This window comes from Streptomyces sp. Z26 (assembly GCF_003665095.1).
Lineage (GTDB): Bacteria > Actinomycetota > Actinomycetes > Streptomycetales > Streptomycetaceae > Streptomyces > Streptomyces phytohabitans.
This window is the reverse complement of the sequence record NZ_RCHV01000002.1, coordinates 1524900-1545163: the sequence shown is the minus strand read 5'-3', so window position 1 is coordinate 1545163 and position 20264 is coordinate 1524900. Positions and strand designations below refer to the sequence as shown.

Below are 20264 nucleotides of genomic sequence, written 5' to 3'. Positions count from 1 at the left end.
CCGCGTCAGCCCCGCTTCCGGCTCAGGGAGGGTGTGGCCGCGCGGGCGTACGCCTCCGCCGCGACCGTACGGAAGCTGCGTACCGTGTCCGACCAGCGGAACCGTTCCGCCCGCAGCTCCGCGGCACGGCCCAGCGCCTCGCGCCGCTGCGCGGACAGCGCCACCGAGCACCAGTGCGCGGCGAACGAGCTCTCGCCGCGCGCCAGCAGGCCCGTACGGCCGTCCTCGATGGAGTCGCGCAGGCCGGGGATGTCGAAGCCGACGGCGGGGGTGCCGCGGGCGGCGGCCTCCGTGACGACCAGGCCCCACCCCTCGACCAGCGACGGGTGCAGCAGCAGCCACGCCTGGCACAGCAGCCGGTGCTTCTCGGCCTCACCGATGTGGCCGGTGAAGACGACACCGGGACCGGCCATCGCCTCCAGCCGGGCCCGCTCCGGGCCGTCACCGACGATCACCAGCCGCCCGCCGGTGACCGGGCGGACCCGCTCCCACAGCCGCAGCAGCAGGTCGATGCGCTTGTACTCGACGAGCCGCCCCATCGCGAGGAACAGCGGCTCGGGCGCCTTGGGGACGAGGGGGCCGGGGTCCTCGACGCCGTTGTAGACGATGCGTATCTCGTCGCGCGGCACCCCCAGCCCGGCCAGCGCCTCGGCGGTGGAACCGGACACGGCGATCTTGAGGTTGCCGCGGTGGTTGCTGGCGAGCGCCCAGTGCTCCAGCTTGCGCCCGAGGCGGGCGGCGGGCGCCGGGTAGCGCATGCCCCACAGGTCGGTGTGCACGTGGTTGACGAGGCACACCGTCGGACCGCGGTACCAGAGGGGCGCGAGGTACGGCATGCCGTTCGAGACCTCGACCAGCAGGTCGCAGTCCCCGACCTGCCGGTCGAAGGCGCGGCGGGCGCGCAGGAAGTGGTCGGCGTCGCCCCCGGCGGAGACGACGCGGTAGTCGCGGTAGGCGGCCGGGCCGCCGCACAGCAGGGTCACCTGGTGGCCCTGTGCGGTCAGCCCGTCGGCTATCCGGTCGACGAGCAGCTCGGAGCCGCCCGCCGCCGGGTTGTCCAGGTCGCGCCGGGCGAGGAACACGATGCGTCTGGGCTGCTCCGGCTCCGGGCGCCGCCGGGCACGCGCGGTGTCGCCGCTCGCCGTACCGACGGCGTGTGCCGTACCGACGGCGCCCGCGCCGGGAGCGGCGGTGACGGCGGTGACGGACGCGGTGTCGGCGGCGGGCGCGTGGGGAGCCGCGCCGCGCGGGGAGACCAGCGACGGTCGTACGTGCTGGGGCATCTGCGCTCCAACTCGTCTGTGTGCGGATCGAACGGGGACAGGCGCGGGGGGTACGTGGTGCTCAGGAGTCGTGCTCAGGAAGGGGCGGTTCCGGGGCGGGGTGCGCTGTGGCTAGCTCAGTGTTCGCTCACCCCGGGAACGGGGCTACTCACCGGGGTGACAATTTCCGGCCTCCGGGGCGCCCGCGATTCATCACGTTGCGCTCCCCGCCGCGCCCTGTCCGGCGGGCCGGTTCCGGCCGCGTACGACGAGGAACCCGCCGCCGATCGCCAGCAGCCCGCCCGCGGCGGCGCTCCCCACCGGGGCCGTCTCCCCGACGAGCTTCAGCCTGTCGCTGTCCGTACGGGCCAGGTCGACCTGCTCGCGCTGGGTCTTCCCGGTGAACTCCAGCTTGTCACTCTGGAGCAGGGTCACCTTGTCCTCGTCCTTGCCGGGCGCCCGCAGGACGACCTTCGGGGCGATGCTGACGCGCAGGATACGGCCGGTGCGCTCGTCGACGGTGATGTCGATCCCGGCGTTGGAGTACCACTCCTCGGCGTTCACCTGGCCGCGGTCCTTCTCGTCCACGAGCACCCCCGGCACCTGCCGCGAACCGACCTTGACCTGGTCCTTCACGGAGCCGGTGTAGCGCAGGCCCTCGTAGCCGGCGACCTTCTGGCGGCCCTTGTAGCTCAGCGGCACGGTGTCCCCGAGGGTGGCGTCCCACCAGGTGTAGCCGCGCTCCTCCATGCCGAAGGGGAACTTCAGGTACGCGTCGCCGCCGAAGCGCTTCGGCGTCTCGCCGCAGCAGTGCACCGGGCGGTTCGTCTCGCGGTCGGTGACCCAGCGCTCCGTCGTCCACTGGAACGACTTCCGCGGGTCCGCGAGCTTCAGCGTCTTCGGGTTGTCGATGGTCTGCGACACGTCCCACACGGCCACGCCGTGCTTCTCGCTCTCCGAGACGTTCCCCAGCACCCGGCGGGTGACGGTGAGCTTCTGGTCGTCCTTGGTGGCCACTTCCTGCTGGTCGAAGTAGCTTCCGGTGCCCGCGAGCACGGTGGTGGAGTCGATGTCGATGGGCGTGCGCTGGGCGCGCGGCTCGACGTACCAGGCCAGCATCGGTGCCAGGACCAGCAGGAACACGCCGAGACCCAGCAGGACCAGCGAGAGCGGGGAACAGGAACGGCGCATGGTTTGGGTCTCCGGAGGGTCAGGCGATGCTACGGGCGACGGTGCGCGTTCGACGAAGCCGTGGGGGAGCCGTAAGGAAGCCGTACAGGCTCCGTACAGGGTCCGTATGAGCCGGAAACGTAAGCGACGCCTTGACATGGCGTCAATGCTTCTTTGACACTCGGGTAACTTAGCCAGCTGCCCCTGGGGCGGGGCCGGTGCGCATTCACGGAAAGAGGTTTGCCGCGCCATGCACAGATTCATCGCAGCCGCCCTGACCTGCGCCGCAGCAGCGGTGCTCGCGGTCGGGGCGGCGTTCGGCATCGTCGCCGCGCTCAACGCGACGCCGGAGCAGCCCAACGTTCCGCTCGTGCACTTCGGCACGGACGCGCCGCGGTCGGGGCCCTCGGAGGAGGCCGCGCCGTCGGCACCGGCGGACGCCTCCGCGTCACCGGACGCGTCGGCACCGGCGGACGCCGCCGAGTCCGCGGCACCGGGCGACCCCGCGTCGTCCCCGGCGCCGTCCGAGACCTCCGCACCCGACCCCGCGGAAACCGGGCCGGGGGAGTGACCGGTGCCCGCCGCCACGGCGCGTTCCGCCTGGCAGGACGTACCGCCGCTGCGTGTGCGGGAGTTCGCCGAGCGCGCCCTCGCTGAGGTGCCCGGACTCGCCGAGGACATCCTCGGCGAGATCCGGCGCGAGTACCCGCAGGTGCCGCTGGCCCTCGACGAGTCCGGCGACCCGATGGCGCTCATCGGCATACGGCGCGCGCTGGAGCACTTCGTCGAGCACCTCGGCCAGGGGCTGGAGGCCCCGCAGGTGCCCCCGCCGCCGCAGGTCTTCCAGGAGTTCGGCCGCGGCGAGGTGCTCCAGGGCCGCAGCCTCGACTCGCTCCAGGCGATCTACCGGCTCGGCATCCGCATGTCCTGGCGGCGGCTCGCGGACATCGGCACCCGGATGGAGATCCCGGCGCCCGCGATGTACGAGCTGGCCGACGCGGGCTTCCAGTTCCTCGACGGCCTCGTCGCGGAGTCCGTACGCGGCTACGCCGAGGCCGCCGCCCGGCGCGCGGGCGAACGGCTCCGGCTCCAGCGGCGGCTCCTCGACCTGCTGCTCACCGAGCACCACCGGGCGCCCGGCGACCTCACCGAGCTGCTCGCCGACCGCGCCGCCCGCATCGGCTGGACGGTGCCGAACACGGTCTCCGTCGCCGTGCTCGTACGGCCCGCGCGCTCCGCCGTACCGCCCGCCGTCGGGGACGAGGTCCTCCTCGACATGGACTGCGACCAGCCGCGCATGGTCGTACCCGAGCCCGACGCCGCCGGTCGCGCCGAGCTGCTGCGGCGGGCCACGGCCGGCTGGACCGGGGCGATGGGGCCGCAGGTGCCGCTGATGCAGGCGGCCAAGTCGCTGTACTGGGCGCAGGCCGCGGTCGGGCTGATGGAACGCGGTCTGCTGCCCAGCGGCGGCCTCCTGCACTGCTCCGAGTACACCGAGGCGCTGGTGCTGCTCCCGCCGCAGGAGCTGATCGCGGACCTCGCCCGGCGCCGTCTCGCGCCGCTGGAGAGCTGCGCGCCCACGCACGGGCGGCGCCTCGCGGAGACGCTGCTCGCCTGGCTGGAGACCCGGGGCGGCGCGCCGGAGGTGGCGAGTCGGCTCGGGGTGCACCCGCAGACCGTGCGCTACCGGCTGCGCCAGATACGGGAGTTGTGGGGCGCGGAGATCGACGACCCCGACAGCCGTTTCGAGCTGGAGCTGGCGCTGCGGACGATGCGGTTGAAGGGCGAGTTCGGGCCCGCCCGGTCGGGCTGAGCCGGGCTCGGCCCGGCTGACCAGGGCCGGGCCGGGATGGGCGGTGGGAGGCTCGGGGCCGGGCCTCGGGCTCGGGGGCGGCCGCTCCCGCTGGCGTTCTCGGGCCGTGCCCTTCCCGCGGACTTCCCGTGCCGTCCGGGCCATTGACGGTCACGCGTCGCGCGTTCTACGTTCACGTCAGCATTTCGAACGACGTTCGAAATCACGAACACGTTCCACGGGCACGTGCCGCGCGGCCGTACGTACCGCCGCCGCGCGCCACCGCGCCCCGCACCCGTACGCGTACCACCCGCCACGTACCGCGCCCCGCGCCGCACCGGCGTGACACGTGACGCCGCACCACGCACCCGCACCACGTACTTGTACGCCTCACCGCACCACCGCCACGTATCCCACCCCCGGACCCATCACCCCGCACACCGCACCCGAAACACCTACGGAGGGGCCGCCTGCCGTGCGTATCACCGGTATCACCACCCATGTCGTCGGAACCCCCTGGCGCAACCTCACCTACGTCCAGGTGCACACCGACGAGGGCCTCACCGGGGTCGGCGAGACCCGGATGACCGGCCACACCGACGCCCTCCTCGGCTACCTGCGCGAAGCCGTGCCCCACCACGTCGAGGGCGCCGACCCGTTCGCCACCGAGGCCCTCGTACGGCGCATGAAGTACGGCGACTTCGGGCGGGCCGGGGAGATCGTCATGTCCGGCATCGCCTGCGTGGAGATGGCCTGCTGGGACATCAAGGGCAAGGCGCTGGGCGTACCCGTCTGGCAGCTGCTCGGCGGGCGGGTCACCGACCGGGTGAAGGCGTACGCCAACGGCTGGTACACCACCGAGCGCACCCCCGAGGCGTACCACGAGGCCGCCCGCGCCGTGATCGCCCGCGGCTACCGCGCCCTGAAGATCGACCCGTTCGGCACCGGCCACCTCGAACTCGGCCACCAGGAGACCGTCCAGGCCGTCGCCCTCATCGAGGCCGTACGCGACGCCATCGGCCCCGACTGCGAACTGATGCTGGAGATGCACGGCCGCTTCAGCCCCTCGACCGCCGTACGCCTCGCGCGCGAGATGGCGCCGTACGCCCCCGCCTGGCTGGAGGAGCCCGTACCGCCCGAGAACCTCGCGGCGCTCGCCAAGGTCGCCGCGAAGGTCGACCAGCCCGTCGCCACCGGTGAACGCATCCACGACCGCATCGAGTTCCGCGAGCTGTTCGCCTCCGGCGCCGTCGACATCATCCAGCCGGACCTGGGTCACATCGGCGGCATCCTCGAAGCGCGCAAGCTCGCCGCCACCGCCGAGACGCACTACACCCTCATCGCCCCCCACAACGTCGGTGGTTCCGTGCTCACCGCCGCCTCCCTCCAACTCGCGGGCTGCACACCCAACTTCAAGATCCTGGAACACTTCAACGACTTCGCGGACGCCGAGATCAAGAACGTCGTCAAGGGCGCCCCGCAGGTCGTCGACGGGTACTTCACGCTGCCCGACGCGCCCGGTCTCGGGGTCGAGCTGGACACGGACGCGGCGGCAGAATTCCCCCAGCAGCAGGCCCGGTTCGACCTCTGGGCCGAAGGCTGGGAGAAACGTGACCCCGACAAGGCAGGCCCGAAGTGACACCACCCGCCCGAGCGATCGTCATCGACAAGCCAGGCGAGCACCGCCTGGTCACCGGCCCCCGGCCGGAACCCGGGCCGGGTGAGGCCCGGATCGCCGTGCACGCGGCCGGGATCTGCCGCAGCGACCGCGAGGTGTACGACGGCACGCGGCTGCCCGAGTACGTCCGCTACCCCGTCACCCCCGGGCACGAGTGGTCCGGCACCGTCGACGCCGTGGGCGAGGGCGTCGCGCCCACGCTCGTCGGCCGCAAGACGGTCGGTGAGGGCATCCGTACCTGCCTCGCCTGCGACCGCTGCCGCGAGGGGCAGACCAGCCTGTGCGAGAGCGCGTACGACGAGACGGGCTTCACGCGGCCCGGCGCCTTCGCCGACTTCGTGCTCGCCCCGGCCCGGCTGCTGCACCTCCTTCCGGACGGCGTGGACCTGCGGGCCGCGGCGCTGCTGGAACCCGCGGCGGTGAGCGCCGCCGCCGTACTGGCGGGGGAGCCGCGGCTCGGAGACCGGATCGCGGTCGTCGGCGCGGGGACGCTGGGGCTGCTCGCCGTACAGCTCCTCGCGGCGTACTCCCCGGCCGAACTGCTGGTCGTCGACCCGCGGGTGAGCCGCGCCGAGCAGTCCCTCACCCTGGGCGCCGGGCAGATCCGCACCCCGGAGGAGAGCCGTGCCGAACGCGGCCGGTTCGACCTCGTCGTCGAGACGGCGGGCGGGCCCGGCACGGCACGGGACGCGTGCCTGCTGGCGCGGCGCGGGGGGCGGGTGGTGCTCACGGGGATGTTCGAGCCGGGGGCGGAGGGGATCGATCCGGTGCACCTCTCGGTCAGCCAGCTCACGGTCCGCTCCGTCTTCGGGGCGCCGTCGTCGGCCTGGGCGTTCGCCGTACGGGCGCTGGCGGCCGGGCTGCTCGACCCCGCGCCGCTGATCACCCACGAGCTGCCGTTGACCGGCTTCGACGAGGCGATCGCCCTCGTCGGGGGCGGGGAACCGGCGGTGGGGAAGGTGCTGCTGACGCCGTAGGGGCGGGCGCCCGGACCGGGTGAGGCGGCCGGGGCGGGTGGGGCCCGCTCCGGCCGTGGCCCCGGCCTCCCGGTCGCGGCCCGCCCGCCGTTCTCCCCGCCCCCGCCCCCGACCCCGTACCCGCCGACCTCCCGGGACCGTACGGGTGGCGGCACGCACCGCCCCCCACGTACGCCCCATGATCCGAACGCAGTCCGAAATACCGAACACCTTCCCCTGTCCTCCTTCGTCTCTCGCCGTCCACCGTCCACCGCCCGACACCTGGAGAGCCGTGACGACCCTTCCCACCGGCCGCCGCCCCGGCGAACCCGCGCTCACCACCCTGGGCCTGCCGGCCCCCGCCCCCGACCCCGCCGACGCCTCCCCGCACCGCTTTCCCGACGGCGGCGCGTGGCGCGTCGAGATCCCGTCCGTCGAGGGCCCGGAAGCGCTCGCGGCCGTACTCAAGGAGGCGGGCGATCTCGACGTGCCCGTCCACCGCGTCAGCCAGGGCAGCGGCGTGTGGATGCTGACCGACGCCGAGATCACCGAGATGGTCTCCGCCTGCGCCGCACACCGCACCGACCTGTGCCTGTTCACCGGGCCGCGCGGCACCTGGGACATCGGCGCCGCCACCCGTACGGCCTCCGGCGGCGCCGGGCTGCGCCCGCGCGGCCACGACGGGCTCGCCGGGTGCGTCGAGGACGCCGTCCGCGCCACCGAACTCGGCGTCCGCTGCCTGCTGGTGGCCGACGAGGGCGTGCTGTGGACGCTGCACCGCATGCGCGCCACGGGGCTGCTGCCCGCCGACACCACCCTCAAGGTGTCCGCCCTCACCGGGCCCGTGAACCCCGCCTCGTACACCGTGCACGAGCGCCTCGGCGCCGACTCCCTGAACGTGCCCTCCGACCTCACCCTCGGGCACCTCACCGAGATCCGCCGCGTCAGCCGGGCACCCGTCGACCTCTACGTGGAGTCACCGGACGACCTCGGCGGCTACGTGCGGATGTACGACATCGCCGAACTCATCCGCCGCGCCGCGCCCGTGTACCTGAAGTTCGGCCTCAGCAAGGCCCCCGGCCTCTACCCGTACGGGGCCCATCTGCGGGACGTCACCCTCGACAGCGCGCGGGAACGCGTACGTCGCGGGCGTCTCGCTCTCGACCTCCTCGACCGGCTCGGCGCGGGCGCCGGTATGTCACCGCCCGGTGCCCGGCTGCCGGGCCCTCTCGACCGCTTCCCCGTTCCCTCCTCACCGTCCGATCTCTCCGCTCCCGCTCCGTCCTCCACCTCCGCCCCCGAAGGGAACTGACCATCATGCGCAGTGCGAGAAGCCCGTACACCCGGCGCGCCACCGCCGCCGCCGGCACCCTGCTCGCCGTGGCGCTCACCGCCACGGGCTGCGGCCAGCAGAGCGAGGGCGGCAGCGACGAGAAGAAGGGCAGCGCCGACGACGCCACCATCGGGATCGCCATGCCCACCAAGTCGTCGGAACGGTGGATAGCCGACGGCAAGAACATGGTGGAGCAGTTCAAGGCCAAGGGTTACGGGACCGACCTCCAGTACGGGGACGACAAGGTCGAGAACCAGGTCGCCCAGATCGAGAACATGATCTCCAAGGGCCGCGACGCCCTGGTCATCGCGGCCATCGACGGCAGCGCCCTCACCAACGTGCTGAGCCAGGCCAAGGAACGCGGCATCCCCGTCATCTCCTACGACCGCCTCATCACCGGCACCGAGAACGTCGACTACTACGCCAGCTTCGACAACGAACGCGTCGGCAAGCTCCAGGCCCAGTACATCGTCGACACCCTGGAGCTGGAGAAGAACAGCGACGAGAAGTACAACATCGAGCTGTTCGCCGGTTCCCCCGACGACAACAACACCAAGTACTTCTGGGACGGCGCGATGAGCGCGCTCAAGCCGTACCTCGACAGCAAGCAGCTGACGGTGCGCAGCGGTCAGAGCCGGATGAACCAGGCCACGACACTGCGCTGGGACGGCGGCACCGCCCAGAAACGCATGGACGACCTCCTCTCCAAGAACTACGGTTCCGCCCGCGTCGACGCGGTCCTCTCCCCGTACGACGGCATCTCCATCGGCGTCATCTCCGCGCTCAAGAGCACCGGTTACGGCGCCAAGTCCAAGCCGTACCCCGTCATCACCGGACAGGACGCCGAACTGGCCTCGGTGAAGTCGATCCTGCGCGGACAGCAGACGCAGACGGTCTTCAAGGACACCCGCAAGCTGGCCAAGCAGACCGTCGCCATGACGGACGCCGTCCTGCACGACAAGAAGCCCGAGGTCAACGACACCAAGAGCTACGACAACGGCAACAAGGTCGTGCCCTCCTTCCTGCTGGACCCGGTGAGCGTCGACAAGGACAACGCCCAGATGCTCGTCGACGAGGGCTACTACAAGGCGGGGCAACTCAAGTGACCCCGCCCCTCCTGGAGATGCGCGCGATCACCAAGACCTTTCCCGGCGTCAAAGCCCTCTCCGGCGTCGAACTGGAAGTGGGTCGGGGCGCCATCCACGCGATCTGCGGCGAGAACGGCGCCGGGAAGTCCACCCTGATGAAGGTGCTCAGCGGGGTGCACCCGCACGGCAGTTACGAGGGGGAGATCCACTTCGACGGCGAGCCGTGCCGGTTCAAGGACATCGGCGCCAGCGAGCGGCGTGGCATCGTGATCATCCACCAGGAACTCGCCCTGGTCCCGTTTCTCTCCATCGCGGAGAACATCTTCCTCGGCAACGAGTTCGCCTCCAAAGGGGTCATCAGCTGGAACGAGACACTCCGGCACGCCGCCCGGCTGCTGCAACGCGTCGGGCTGCCGGAGAAACCGCAGACGCGCGTCGCGGATCTCGGTGTCGGTCGGCAGCAACTGGTCGAGATCGCCAAGGCGTTGGCGAAGAAGGTGAAGCTGCTCATCCTGGACGAGCCCACCGCGGCCCTCAACGACGAGGACAGCGAGACCCTGCTCGATCTCATCCGGGAACTGCGTGACCAGGGCATCACCTGCATCGTCATCTCCCACAAGCTCGGTGAGATACGCCGTGTGGCCGACTCCGTGACGATCCTGCGCGACGGGCGCACCGTGGAGACCCTCGCCGTCCGGGACGGTCCCGGAACGGAGCCCGAGGTCTCCGAGGAGCGCATCATCCGGGGCATGGTGGGCCGCGACCTGGACCACCGCTTCCCCGAACGCACCCACTACGCGGGCGACGACGCGGGACAGACCGCGCTCCGCATCTCCGGCTGGAGCGTGCGGCACCACATCGACCACCACCGGAAGGTGGTCGACGACGTGTCCCTGGAGGTTCGGCGCGGGGAGATCGTCGGCGTCGCCGGCCTGATGGGCGCGGGCCGCACCGAACTGGCGATGAGCGTCTTCGGCCGGAGCTACGGGCGGTACGCGGGTGGCACGGTCAGTCTCGGCGGCCGCGAGATCCGCACCCGTACCGTCCCCGAAGCCGTCCGGCACGGTCTCGCGTATGTCACCGAGGACCGCAAGCAGTTCGGTCTCCATCTGATCGACGACATCAGCCGCAACATCTCCCTCTCCTCCCTGCCCAAGCTCGCCCGCCACGGCATCGTCGACGAGCACGAGGAACGCCGCGTCGCCGAGCGGTACCGCAAGTCGATGAACATCAAGGCCCCCACGGTCTTCGAGAAGGTCGGCCGCCTCAGCGGCGGAAACCAGCAGAAGGTCGTCCTCAGCAAGTGGATCAACGCCGATCCCGAGGTGCTCATCCTCGACGAACCGACCCGCGGCATCGACGTCGGCGCGAAGTACGAGATCTACACGGTCATCGACCAACTCGCCGCCCGCGGCAAGGCCGTCATCTTTATCTCCTCCGAACTCCCCGAACTGCTGGGGATGTGCGACCGCATCTACACGATGGCGGCGGGACGGCTGACCGGTGACATCCCCCGTGCGCAGGCCAGCCAGGAAGTGCTGATGCGCCACATGACCATGGACAGAGGGTAGAGAGATGAGCACGGGCATCACCGAGAAACAGCCCACGATCCCCGCTCCGGGCGCCGGACCGACCGGCTCCCGTGGCGGTCTGATCGCGGCCCTGTTGGAGTCCGTACGCACCAACATGCGTCAGTACGGCATGCTGATCGCGCTCGCCCTGATCATCGTGCTCTTCCAGATCTGGACCGACGGCACACTGCTCCAGCCGGTCAACGTCTCCAACATCATCCAGCAGAACAGCTACATCCTGATCCTGGCCATGGGGATGATGCTCGTCATCATCGCCGGGCACATCGACCTCTCCGTCGGCTCCGTGGTCGCCTTCGTCGGCGCCCTCTCGGCCGTGATGATGGTCAAGCACGACTTCCCCTGGCCACTGGCCCTGGTGATCTCGCTGCTCATCGGCGCCCTTGCCGGAGCCTGGCAGGGGTTCTGGATCGCCTACATCGGAATCCCCTCCTTCATCGTGACCCTCGCCGGGATGCTCCTCTTCCGGGGAGCCACCCAGATCGTGCTCGAAGGCCAGTCCATCTCGCCCTATCCGCAGGGCTTCCAGAAGATCAGCCAGGGTTTCCTCCCCGAGGGCGGGCCGCTGGAGAACTACCACGACCTGACGGTGCTCATCGCGGTGGTGCTGGCCGTCGTCATCGTCTTCCAGGAATGGCGCGACCGGCGGCGGCAGTTGGCGTACGAGCTGGACGTGCTGCCGTTCAACCTGTGGGTGCTCAAGTGCGTGGCCATCGTCGCCGCGGTGGCGGCCTTCGCGATGACGCTGGCCAGTTACCGGGGCGTGCCGGTGGTCCTTCTCATCATGTGCGGACTCCTGATCGGCCTGGGCTTCGTCATGCGCAACGCCGTCATCGGGCGCCATGTCTACGCACTGGGCGGGAACAAGGCCGCCGCGATGCTGTCCGGCGTCAAGGACAAGCGGGTCACCTTCCTCGTCTTCGTCAACATGGGCGTACTGGCCGCTCTCGCGGGCTGCGTCTACGCCGCCCGCCTCAACGCGGCGACACCACAGGCCGGGACGATGTTCGAACTGGAGGCCATCGCGGCGGTGTTCATCGGCGGGGCGTCGATGAGCGGCGGCGTCGGCACCGTGCTGGGCGCCGTCATCGGCGGCCTGGTGCTCGGTGTGCTGAACAACGGGATGTCGCTGGTCGGGATCGGTACCGACTACCAGCAGGTCATCAAGGGCCTGGTGCTGTTGGCGGCCGTCGGCTTCGACGTGTGGAACAAGCGCCGGGCGGGTTCATAGCCGTACCGGTGCGGAGCCTTCAGCCGGGTGCTCACCTCCAGGAAGCCAGGCAGGAAGCCGTGTCGACACGATGTGTGTCGACCGGGCCGGTGCCCTGGTGTGTCCGCCCCGCCCTCCGCGGGGGCGCGGGGCGGACACACGGGCACGGGCGTGATCGGAACGGGGCGGCCCGATCAGTCGACCGTGAGGGTGACCTCGATGTTGCCGCGGGTCGCGTTCGAGTACGGGCAGACCTGGTGCGCCTTCTCCAGCAGGTCCTTGGCGGTGGCCGCGTCCACGGTCGGGATGTGCGCGGACAAAGCCACCGTCAGTCCGAAGCCGCCGTCGGGAGTGGGGCCGATGCCGACCTTGGCGGTCACCGTCGACCCGGTGATGTCGGCCTTCTCCCTGCGGGCGACGACTCCCAGGGCGCTCTGGAAGCAGGCGCTGTAGCCCGCGGCGAACAGCTGCTCGGGGTTGGTCCCCGCACCGCTGCCGCCCATCTCCTTGGGCGGGTTGACGACGACGTCGAGCTGGCCGTCGTCGCTGGCGACCCGGCCGTCACGGCCGTTCTCGGCCGTCGCGACCGCTTGGTACTTGACGTCGATCGGCTGGATGGGCATGGAGGTTCCTTCCTGATCAGGTTGCTGACTCGGGCTCGGGTCCACGATCTCCGTGGTCTCCCGGCCCGAGCCCGGTGAGTGGCGGAGCGGCTTCGGACGCCACGGCTCCGTCGGGCCCCCGGGCGGGGCCGATGACGGTCAGCCGTCCAGCCGGACCACCATCTTTCCGACGTTCTCGCCCTTCAGCACGCCGAGGAACGCGTCCAGCGTGTTCTCGACACCGTCGACGAACGTCTCCTTGTTCTTCAGCTCGCCGGACGCCAGCCAGCCCGCGACATCCGCCGTGAACTGGTCCTGGAGCCCCGCGTGGTCCATGACGAGCATCCCCTGGAGCCGCAGGCGCTTGCCGATCACCATGGTGAGGTTGCGCGGGGCGGCGGGCGGCTCCGTGGCGTTGTACTGCGCGATCATGCCGCAGATCGTGATCCGGCCGTGCACCTTGAGGGAGCTGATGGCGGCTTCCAGGTGCTCCCCTCCGACGTTGTCGAAGTAGACGTTGATGCCCTTCGGCGCGGCCTCCTTGAGCTGCTCCGCGACCGGGCCGTTCTTGTAGTTGAACGCGGCGTCGAAGCCGTACTCCTCGGTGAGCAGCCGGACCTTCTCGTCGGAACCGGCACTGCCGATGACCCGCGACGCACCCTTGAGCCGGGCGATCTGCCCCACGATGCTGCCGACCGCGCCCGCCGCGCCCGACACGAAGACGGCGTCGCCCTCCTGGAAGGAGGCGGACTCCAGCAGACCGGCGTACGCGGTCAGACCGGTCGTGCCGAGCACCCCCAGGTAGTTGCTGAGCGGGGCCACATCTGCCGACACGCGGGTCGCGTGCTGGGCGTCGAGCGTGGCGAACTCACGCCAGCCGAGGAAGTGCAGCACGTGGTCGCCGGGGGAGAAGCCCTCGGCCTCCGAGGCCAGCACGACGCCGACCGCGCCGCCCTCCATCGGCTCGTCCAGCTTGAACGGCGGGACGTACGACTTGACGTCGTTCATCCGGCCCCGCATGTACGGGTCCACCGAGAGGTACAGGTTGCGCACGAGGATCTGGCCCGCGCCCGGCGCGGCGACGGGCGCCTCGCGCAGCGCGAAGCCGTCAGGCGTCGGCCAGCCTTCGGGGCGGGCCGTCAGGTGCCATTCGCGGCCGGTGGTGGGCAGCGCTCCGGCGGCGGAGCTGGACGAGGACTCGGACGGGGTCACGGAACTGGCCTCCAGTGTGTTTCAGGTGCTGAAAGAATCATCGGCTGAATATTTCATGATGTCAAGCAATGCTGTAGGCTGATTCCATGGCAGCGACAGAACCTCGTACCGACCCGCTCACCCGCGAGGTCGTCGACCTCATCGCGACCGTCGTCATGCGGTATCACGAGGAGTACGAACTGGTCGCGTCGCAGCACTCGTTGACCGGTGCCCAGGCCCGCGTCCTCGGGCTCCTCGCCCGCGAGCCGGCGCCCATGCGGCACGTGGCGAGGCAGTTGAAGTGCGAGCCGTCGAACGTCACGGGGATAGTCGACCGGCTCGAGGCCCGCGGCCTCGTCGAGCGCCGCCCCGATCCCTCCGACCGCCGGGTCAAGGTCGCCGCCGCCACGGAGGAGGGCCGGGCCACCGCGGACGTGCTCCGCGACGCGCTCGACTTCGCGCGCGAGCCGCTCGCCGGTCTCACCTCGCTGGAGCGAAAGATGCTCCGTGACCTGCTCCGCCGGATGCTGGGTGACGAACAGCCGGAAGACCCCGGCCCCGCGGGGGATCAGCCCGCGAAGGGAGGCTGAGCCAGCCCGTGTCCCGCCTCCGGCAGTACGAGCAGCGAGCCCGCGAGTGGTTCCGCTCCCGGGTCCGTCCCGGTGCGCGCCGTCGTGATGTACAGATCCGTCAGCCCCGCCCCGCCGAAGGCGCAGGAGGTGATCCGCGAGGCGGGCATCTCCACCGCCCGGTCGAGCACGCCCCCCGGCGTGTAGCGGCGGACCGCGCCGCCGTCCCACAGCGCGACCCAGACGCACCCGTCGGCGTCCACGGTCAGCCCGTCCGGCATCCCCGCGCCCGGCTCCAGTTCCACGAGCGTTCTGCGCCCGGTGACGGTCGCGCCCTCCACGTCGAGGACGTCGACGCGACGGGTGGGGGTGTCGACGTAGTACATGAGGCGCCCGTCCGGGCTCCATCCCACGCCGTTGCTGATGGTGACCCCCTTGAGCACGGTCACCGCGGACCCGTCCGCGGCGACCCTGGTCAGGGCGCCGCCGCCCGCGCCCTCGTCGTAGCGCATCGTGCCCACCCACAGGGCTCCGTCGGGTGCCACCGCCGCGTCGTTCCCGCGTCGCCCCGGCAGAGGGGCGCGGTGCAGCCAGGCGAAGCGCCCGTCCGGACCGTAACAACCCACCCCGTCACGGAGGTTGACCACGAGACCCCCGCCGGCGCGGGGCTTGGCCGCGCCCACGTGCTGTTCGGTGGCCAGCACCGTGCGGCGGCCGTCGGCGGGGTCGAAGGTGTGCACCCGCGCGGACAGGATGTCCACCCAGATCAGTCGCTGCCGCGCGGCATCCCACGTCGGGCCCTCGCCGAGCGTGGCGCCCGCCCGTACGGCCACCTCCGGACGGCCGGTCATGCCCGCCCCCGGTGGCCCAGCCGCCCGGACAGCTCGGCCGCGCCCTTCACCGCCAGGGCGGCCAGTTCGTCGCGCCGCTCGTCGCTCCAGCGGATCATGGGCACCGAGACGCTCAGCGCGGCGACGACCCGTCCGCCGGAGTCCCGTACGGGCGCGGCCACGCAGCTCACGTCCGGATTCGACTCCCGCTGCTCGACCGCGACGCCCCGGGCGCGCACCTCGGTCAGCGCGTCGCGCAGCGCGTCGGGTTCGGTGAGGGAGTTCGGCGTCATCGCGGTCAGCGGACCGTGCGCCTCCAGGCGGGCGTCCAACTCCGCCTCCGACAGCGACGCGAGCAGCATCTTCCCGACCGACGTGCAGTGCGCGGGCAGCTTCCTTCCCGCAGCCGACACCATACGGACGGCATGGGTGCTGTCGATCTTCGCGATGTAGATGACCTCCATGCCTTCGAGGACCGCGACATGGACCGTCTCGTCGCAGGTCTCGGCCACGTTCCGCGCCACCTGCCGTCCTTCGGCGGCCAGGTCGAGCTGTTCCGCGTAGCGGCTGCCCAACTGGTAGGTGCGCACGCCCAGCCGATAGCGTCCCGGCTGGTCCGGCACGGGCACCAGGTACCCCCGTGCGGTCAGGGTGGTCACCAGCTCGTGCACGGTCGTCCGCGGCAGTTGCAGCCTGCGGGTGATGTCGGGTGCGGTGAGCGGGCCTTCGCTGTCCAGGAAGAGTTCGAGAATGTCCAGCGCTCTGGTCACGGCCGGTACGAGACGCCCCACGGTGCCCGCCTCTCCCTGCGAGGAGCAGTGGTGAAGTTCGAGATATCGAATCCTGATCGAGATGACGAACGGAGCCTAGTCCAGTGCTCGCCAGCCGGGCAATGCGCGGGCACCGCCCCGGACCCGTACGCCCACCGCTCCGGCTCAGGGCGCGGTGATCCGCCCGTACGCCAGTCGCGCCAGCGTCCGCTGCCCCTGCTTGCCGGGGTGGAACCAGTCCCACTTGCTCAGTTCGTCACCGGTGAAGCGGTACGCGAAGACGGCGCCGCCGTCGTAACGGCAGCGGCGGTCCTCGGCGCACACCTCCTCAAGGACCTCGTTGTACGCCACCACCCGGTCCTGGACCTGCTGTCGGCGCTCCTCGGCGGCCGCGCCCGTCGCCTCCGCGTCGCGCAGCATCGACTGGCAGATCCCCAGCTTCCACACCTGCCTCGCCGCCTCGTTCTTCCGCCCCTCCGACCACAGCCGCTTCAGGTCGGGCACGCTCGCCACGTACACCTGCGCGCGCGGCTGCTTCTCACGCAGGGTGCGCAGCCCCCGCGCGAAATCGGCACGGAAGTCGTCCACCGGTGTCATGGCGTCGACCGACGGTCGGCACGCGTCGTTCCCGCCCGTCATCACGGTGACCAACTCCGGCTCGCGGGCAGCCGCCCGCTCCATCTGCGCGGGCAGATCGGCCGTCAGCGCACCGGTCTCGGCGAAGTTCCAGCTGCGGCCCGCGGGTTCGTCGAGCAGCCGCACGGCCAGGCTTCGGGTGGCCGGGTCGGTGCCGGTCGCCCATGACACCTCCGGGCAGTCCGACAGCACCGAGCAGGCGTCGAAGCCGCGGGTGATCGAATCACCCACGGCCGCGATCGAGTCGGGTCGCGTGTCCCAGCCGCCCGTGGACGGCGACGCTTCCGCCGACGGAGACGTCTTTCGGCCACGTGACCCGTCGTCGCCGTCGCCGTCCGAGCCGCCGCCGCACGCGCCCAGCAGCAGTCCGCCGGTGAGGACCGCGGCGACCGTCGCGGTCACCGCACTCCTTCGCGTACGCATCGACCCGTGCCCTTCGGCCTCTCGCATCCGTTGCCCCCGTGTGATCGGTTCCCGCCCGCTCGGCTGATTCCGGGTCCCATCCGACGGTACGTCACTCACCGTGGCCCGCCGCGCGGTAGCTTTTCCCTAGCAGAGAGGGTGCGGAGAACAGGCCGCAATCGAAGATTACATCGCGTCACTTCATGTCCCTTTCGGGGATAATTGCCCGCAGTGGTGTTTACTGCTCGTAACCTCGGGAGCTGATAGGCAAGTGACCGTTGGCGCAGAATGTCAGGCGCTGAACCGGCGCATGACCGGTAGGTACTCGAGGCCGCTGGGGAAGGCGACCCTCGAACCGCACTGGAGGTCCCGGTGATGACACGTGGAGTTCTGTTCGTGCACTCCGCGCCCCGCGCGCTGTGCCCGCACGTCGAGTGGGCCGTGGCCGGTGTCCTCGGCGCACGCGTCAACCTCGACTGGATCAGACAGCCGGCCTCTCCCGGCACCTGGCGTGCCGAGTTCTCCTGGCAGGGCGATCCCGGCACCGCCTCGAAGCTTGCCTCCGCGCTCCGCGGCTGGCACCTGCTGCGTTTCGAGGTGACCGCCGAGCCCTGCGCCACGGCCGAGGGCGAGCGCTACAGCTCCACGCCCGAGCTCGGCATCTTCCACGCCGTCACCGGACTCCACGGCGACATCCTCATCCCGGAGGACCGGCTGCGCGCCGCCGCCGCCCGCGCCTCGCGGGGCGAGAGCGACCTGGAGGCGGAGATCGCCAAGCTGCTCGGCAAGCCCTGGGACGACGAGTTGGAGTCGTTCCGGCACGCCGGTGAGGGCGCGCCGGTGCGCTGGCTGCACCAAGTGGTCTGAGCGCGTCCTGTCCTGGCAGGCGTACGAGGACCTAGCGTGCTCCCATGTCTGACAACACTTCAGTCGCCGTGCTCGGCACCGGGATCATGGGTGCGGCCATGGCGCGCAACCTCTGCCGCGCGGGCCACGACGTACGGGTGTGGAACCGTACGCGGACCCGCGCCGAACCGCTCGCGGCCGACGGCGCCCGCGTCTGCGACACCCCTGCCGAGGCCGCCGACGGAGCGGGCGTCGTTCTCACGGTCCTCCACGACGGCCCCGCCAGCCTCGACGCCGTACGTGCCGCCGCTCCCGTACTCCGTCCCGGTGCGGTGTGGATGCAGAGCAGCACCACGGGACCGGAGGGGCTGGTTCCGCTCGTGGGGTTCGCCGCCGAGCGGGGCCTGACATTCGTGGACGCCCCCGTACTGGGCACCCGGGAGCCCGCCGAGAACGGGCAGTTGACCGTGCTCGCCGCAGGCCCGGAAGCAGCGCGTACGACGCTCGCCGGGGTGCTCGACGCCGTCGCCGCGCGTACGGTCTGGGTCGGCGGAGAGCCCGGGGCCGCGACCCGGCTCAAGCTCGTGTGCAACAGCTGGGTCCTCACCGTCACGCACGGCGTCGCCGAAGCCGTCGCGTTGGCCGAGGGACTCGGCGTGGAGCCCGGCGACTTCCTCGACGCGGTCGCGGGCGGCCCGCTCGACATGGGCTACCTGCGGGCCAAGTCGGAGGTCATCCGCGCCGGTCGGTTCGAGCCGAGCTTCGCCGTCGACACCGCCGAGAAGGACGCCCGCCTGATCGTCGAGGCTGCGGAGTCGGCGGGCGTACGGCTGGACGTCGCGGCCGCCGGGGCCGAACGCTTCCGCCGCGCCTCCCGGCAGGGCCACGGCGGCGAGGACATGGCCGCCTCGTACTACGCCAGCTTCGCGTAGCGAACGCGCCCGCACCGGCCCGGCGGGCGTTCGCACGCGCGAGGGGTGGCCCCGCGCCCTGCGGCGCGGAACCACCCCTCGACAACCGTCGGACCGGTGCGGGCCCGACGGTCACTCAGACCGTACGGAAGGCCAGCACCACGTTGTGCCCGCCGAAGCCGAACGAGTTGTTGAGCGCGGCGATCCTGCCGTCGGGCAGCGCCCGTGCCTCGTCGCGTACGACGTCGGCCTCCACCTCGGGGTCGAGCTTCTCGACGTTGATCGTCGGCGGCGCCAGTCGGTGGTACACCGCCTGCACGGTCGCCACCGTCTCGATACCGCCCGCGCCACCCAGCAGGTGACCGGTCATCGACTTGGTGCCGGACACCACCATGTGGTCGGTGTCGTCGCCGAACACCTTCCGCATCGCCTTGATCTCGGCGACGTCACCCTGCGGCGTCGAGGTCGCGTGCGCGTTGACGTGCGCGAGCTCGGACGGCTTCAGGTCGGAGTTCTCCAGCAGGTTCTGCAACGCGTGCGCGATGCCGTTCCCGCTGGGCTCCGGCTGGGTGATGTGGTGGCTGTCGGCCGACACGCCCTGGCCCACCGCCTCCGCGTACACCCGCGCGCCGCGGGCGGCGGCGTGCTCCGCCGACTCCAGCACGATCACACCGGCGCCCTCACCGAGGACGAAGCCGTTCCGGCCGACGTCGAACGGGCGGGACGCGCCCTCCGGGTCGTCGTTGGCCTTCGACATCGCCATCATGTTGCCGAAGGCGGCGAGCGGCAGCGGGTGGACCGCCGCCTCCGTACCGCCCGCGACGACGACGTCCGCACGTCCCGAGCGGATCATCTCGATGGCGTAGCCGATGGCCTCGGTCCCGGACGCGCAGGCGCTGACCGGAGTGTGCACGCCGGCACGCGCGTTGAACTCCAGACCCACGTTGGCCGAGGGGCTGTTCGGCATCATCATCGGCACGGTGTGCGGGGAGACGGGACGTACGCCCTTCTCCTTGAGCACGTCGTACTGCGCGAGCAGCGTCGTGACGCCGCCGATACCGGAGGCGACGACCGCGCCGAGCCGGTCGGGGTCCACGGTGGCGCCCTTCGCGCCGTCCTCCAGGGGGACTTCACCGGCACGGCCGGAGAAGCCCGCGTCCTTCCACGCCTCCCGCGCGGCAACCAGGGCGAACTGTGCCGAGCGGTCGAGCTTCCGGGCCTGCGGACGGGTGAACTCGGTGGCGGGGTCGACGACCGCCTGCGCGGCGATGCGCACAGGCATGTCGGTCGCCCACTCCTCGTCGATCAGGGCGACTCCGGACTTGCCGGCGACCAGTGCCTCCCAGGTCGACGTACTGTCGCCACCCAGCGGTGTGGTTGCGCCTATACCGGTGACGACCACGGACTTGTGGGTCGCGTTCATCGGGAT

General features: G+C 71.3%; 19 protein-coding genes. 11 read left to right on the top strand and 8 right to left on the bottom strand.

The annotated features are described in order from the left end of the window. Positions 1–5: 5 nt before the first annotated feature. Positions 6–1283 carry a glycosyltransferase family 4 protein gene (locus D7M15_RS06790; RefSeq protein ID WP_121516664.1) on the bottom strand — a complete coding sequence of 426 codons (1278 nt, stop codon included), beginning with the start codon at positions 1281–1283 and terminating at the stop codon, positions 6–8. Positions 1284–1475: 192 nt separating this feature from the next. After that, positions 1476–2453, bottom strand: a complete 978-nt coding sequence (locus D7M15_RS06785) for a DUF3068 domain-containing protein (protein WP_121516663.1) — start codon at positions 2451–2453, stop codon at positions 1476–1478. Between the two features lie 229 nt (positions 2454–2682). On the opposite strand from D7M15_RS06785, the gene D7M15_RS06780 reads away from it, so the two are divergent. The 8 genes from D7M15_RS06780 (at position 2683) to mmsB (ending at position 12099) form a co-directional block, all read left to right on the top strand. Further along, the gene (locus D7M15_RS06780; RefSeq protein ID WP_121516662.1) at positions 2683–3003 is read left to right on the top strand and encodes a hypothetical protein; all 321 of its coding nucleotides are present in this window, start codon (positions 2683–2685) and stop codon (positions 3001–3003) included. Between the two features lie 3 nt (positions 3004–3006). Further along, positions 3007–4245, top strand: coding sequence for a PucR family transcriptional regulator (locus tag D7M15_RS06775; RefSeq protein WP_121516661.1), 1239 nt, complete (start codon positions 3007–3009; stop codon positions 4243–4245). A gap of 454 nt (positions 4246–4699) precedes the next feature. Then, the gene (locus D7M15_RS06770; protein WP_121516660.1) at positions 4700–5863 is read left to right on the top strand and encodes a mandelate racemase/muconate lactonizing enzyme family protein; all 1164 of its coding nucleotides are present in this window, start codon (positions 4700–4702) and stop codon (positions 5861–5863) included. Beyond that, positions 5860–6879 carry an alcohol dehydrogenase catalytic domain-containing protein gene (locus D7M15_RS06765; RefSeq protein ID WP_121516659.1) on the top strand — a complete coding sequence of 340 codons (1020 nt, stop codon included), beginning with the start codon at positions 5860–5862 and terminating at the stop codon, positions 6877–6879. Before D7M15_RS06770 ends, D7M15_RS06765 begins: the two co-directional genes overlap by 4 nt. A gap of 271 nt (positions 6880–7150) precedes the next feature. Beyond that, complete coding sequence (locus tag D7M15_RS06760) at positions 7151–8170, top strand: hypothetical protein (RefSeq protein ID WP_121516658.1); 1020 nt, start codon at positions 7151–7153, stop codon at positions 8168–8170. A gap of 5 nt (positions 8171–8175) precedes the next feature. Beyond that, positions 8176–9297 carry a multiple monosaccharide ABC transporter substrate-binding protein gene (gene chvE / locus D7M15_RS06755; RefSeq protein WP_121516657.1) on the top strand — a complete coding sequence of 374 codons (1122 nt, stop codon included), beginning with the start codon at positions 8176–8178 and terminating at the stop codon, positions 9295–9297. Between the two features lie 17 nt (positions 9298–9314). Beyond that, positions 9315–10850, top strand: a complete 1536-nt coding sequence (gene mmsA / locus D7M15_RS06750; protein WP_121520352.1) for a multiple monosaccharide ABC transporter ATP-binding protein — start codon at positions 9315–9317, stop codon at positions 10848–10850. Positions 10851–10854: 4 nt separating this feature from the next. Then, complete coding sequence (gene mmsB, locus D7M15_RS06745) at positions 10855–12099, top strand: multiple monosaccharide ABC transporter permease (protein WP_121516656.1); 1245 nt, start codon at positions 10855–10857, stop codon at positions 12097–12099. A 173-nt stretch (positions 12100–12272) separates the two neighbouring features. Here the strand turns inward: mmsB and D7M15_RS06740 are convergent, their stop codons facing one another. Both D7M15_RS06740 and D7M15_RS06735 read right to left on the bottom strand, forming a co-directional pair. Further along, entirely contained in the window at positions 12273–12701 is a 429-nt protein-coding gene (locus D7M15_RS06740) for an organic hydroperoxide resistance protein (RefSeq protein WP_121516655.1), read from the bottom strand. A 138-nt stretch (positions 12702–12839) separates the two neighbouring features. Further along, entirely contained in the window at positions 12840–13892 is a 1053-nt protein-coding gene (locus D7M15_RS06735; RefSeq protein ID WP_121516654.1) for an NADP-dependent oxidoreductase, read from the bottom strand. A gap of 86 nt (positions 13893–13978) precedes the next feature. On the opposite strand from D7M15_RS06735, the gene D7M15_RS06730 reads away from it, so the two are divergent. Then, positions 13979–14461: a MarR family transcriptional regulator gene (locus D7M15_RS06730; RefSeq protein WP_121516653.1), complete on the top strand. Its 483-nt coding sequence runs from the start codon at positions 13979–13981 to the stop codon at positions 14459–14461. Here D7M15_RS06730 and D7M15_RS06725 read toward each other — a convergent pair. The 3 genes from D7M15_RS06725 to D7M15_RS06715 all read right to left on the bottom strand — a co-directional run bounded on the left by D7M15_RS06725 (position 14440) and on the right by D7M15_RS06715 (position 17078). Beyond that, entirely contained in the window at positions 14440–15291 is an 852-nt protein-coding gene (locus tag D7M15_RS06725; protein WP_121516652.1) for an SMP-30/gluconolactonase/LRE family protein, read from the bottom strand. The two genes, D7M15_RS06730 and D7M15_RS06725, sit on opposite strands and share 22 nt — an antisense overlap. Next, positions 15288–16061: an IclR family transcriptional regulator gene (locus D7M15_RS06720; RefSeq protein WP_121516651.1), complete on the bottom strand. Its 774-nt coding sequence runs from the start codon at positions 16059–16061 to the stop codon at positions 15288–15290. Before D7M15_RS06720 ends, D7M15_RS06725 begins: the two co-directional genes overlap by 4 nt. A gap of 144 nt (positions 16062–16205) precedes the next feature. Further along, positions 16206–17078 (bottom strand): SGNH/GDSL hydrolase family protein, encoded by an 873-nt coding sequence (locus D7M15_RS06715; RefSeq protein WP_240649163.1) that lies wholly within the window; start codon positions 17076–17078, stop codon positions 16206–16208. Between the two features lie 372 nt (positions 17079–17450). Here D7M15_RS06715 and D7M15_RS06710 point away from each other — a divergent pair, with 372 nt between their 5' ends. Continuing rightward, a complete protein-coding gene (locus D7M15_RS06710) occupies positions 17451–17945 on the top strand; it encodes a DUF3145 domain-containing protein (protein WP_121516649.1) in 495 nt (164 codons plus the stop codon). A 44-nt stretch (positions 17946–17989) separates the two neighbouring features. Further along, a complete protein-coding gene (locus D7M15_RS06705) occupies positions 17990–18856 on the top strand; it encodes an NAD(P)-dependent oxidoreductase (RefSeq protein ID WP_121516648.1) in 867 nt (288 codons plus the stop codon). Between the two features lie 115 nt (positions 18857–18971). Here D7M15_RS06705 and D7M15_RS06700 read toward each other — a convergent pair whose 3' ends face one another. After that, complete coding sequence (locus D7M15_RS06700; RefSeq protein WP_121516647.1) at positions 18972–20258, bottom strand: beta-ketoacyl-[acyl-carrier-protein] synthase family protein; 1287 nt, start codon at positions 20256–20258, stop codon at positions 18972–18974. Positions 20259–20264: the final 6 nt, after the last annotated feature.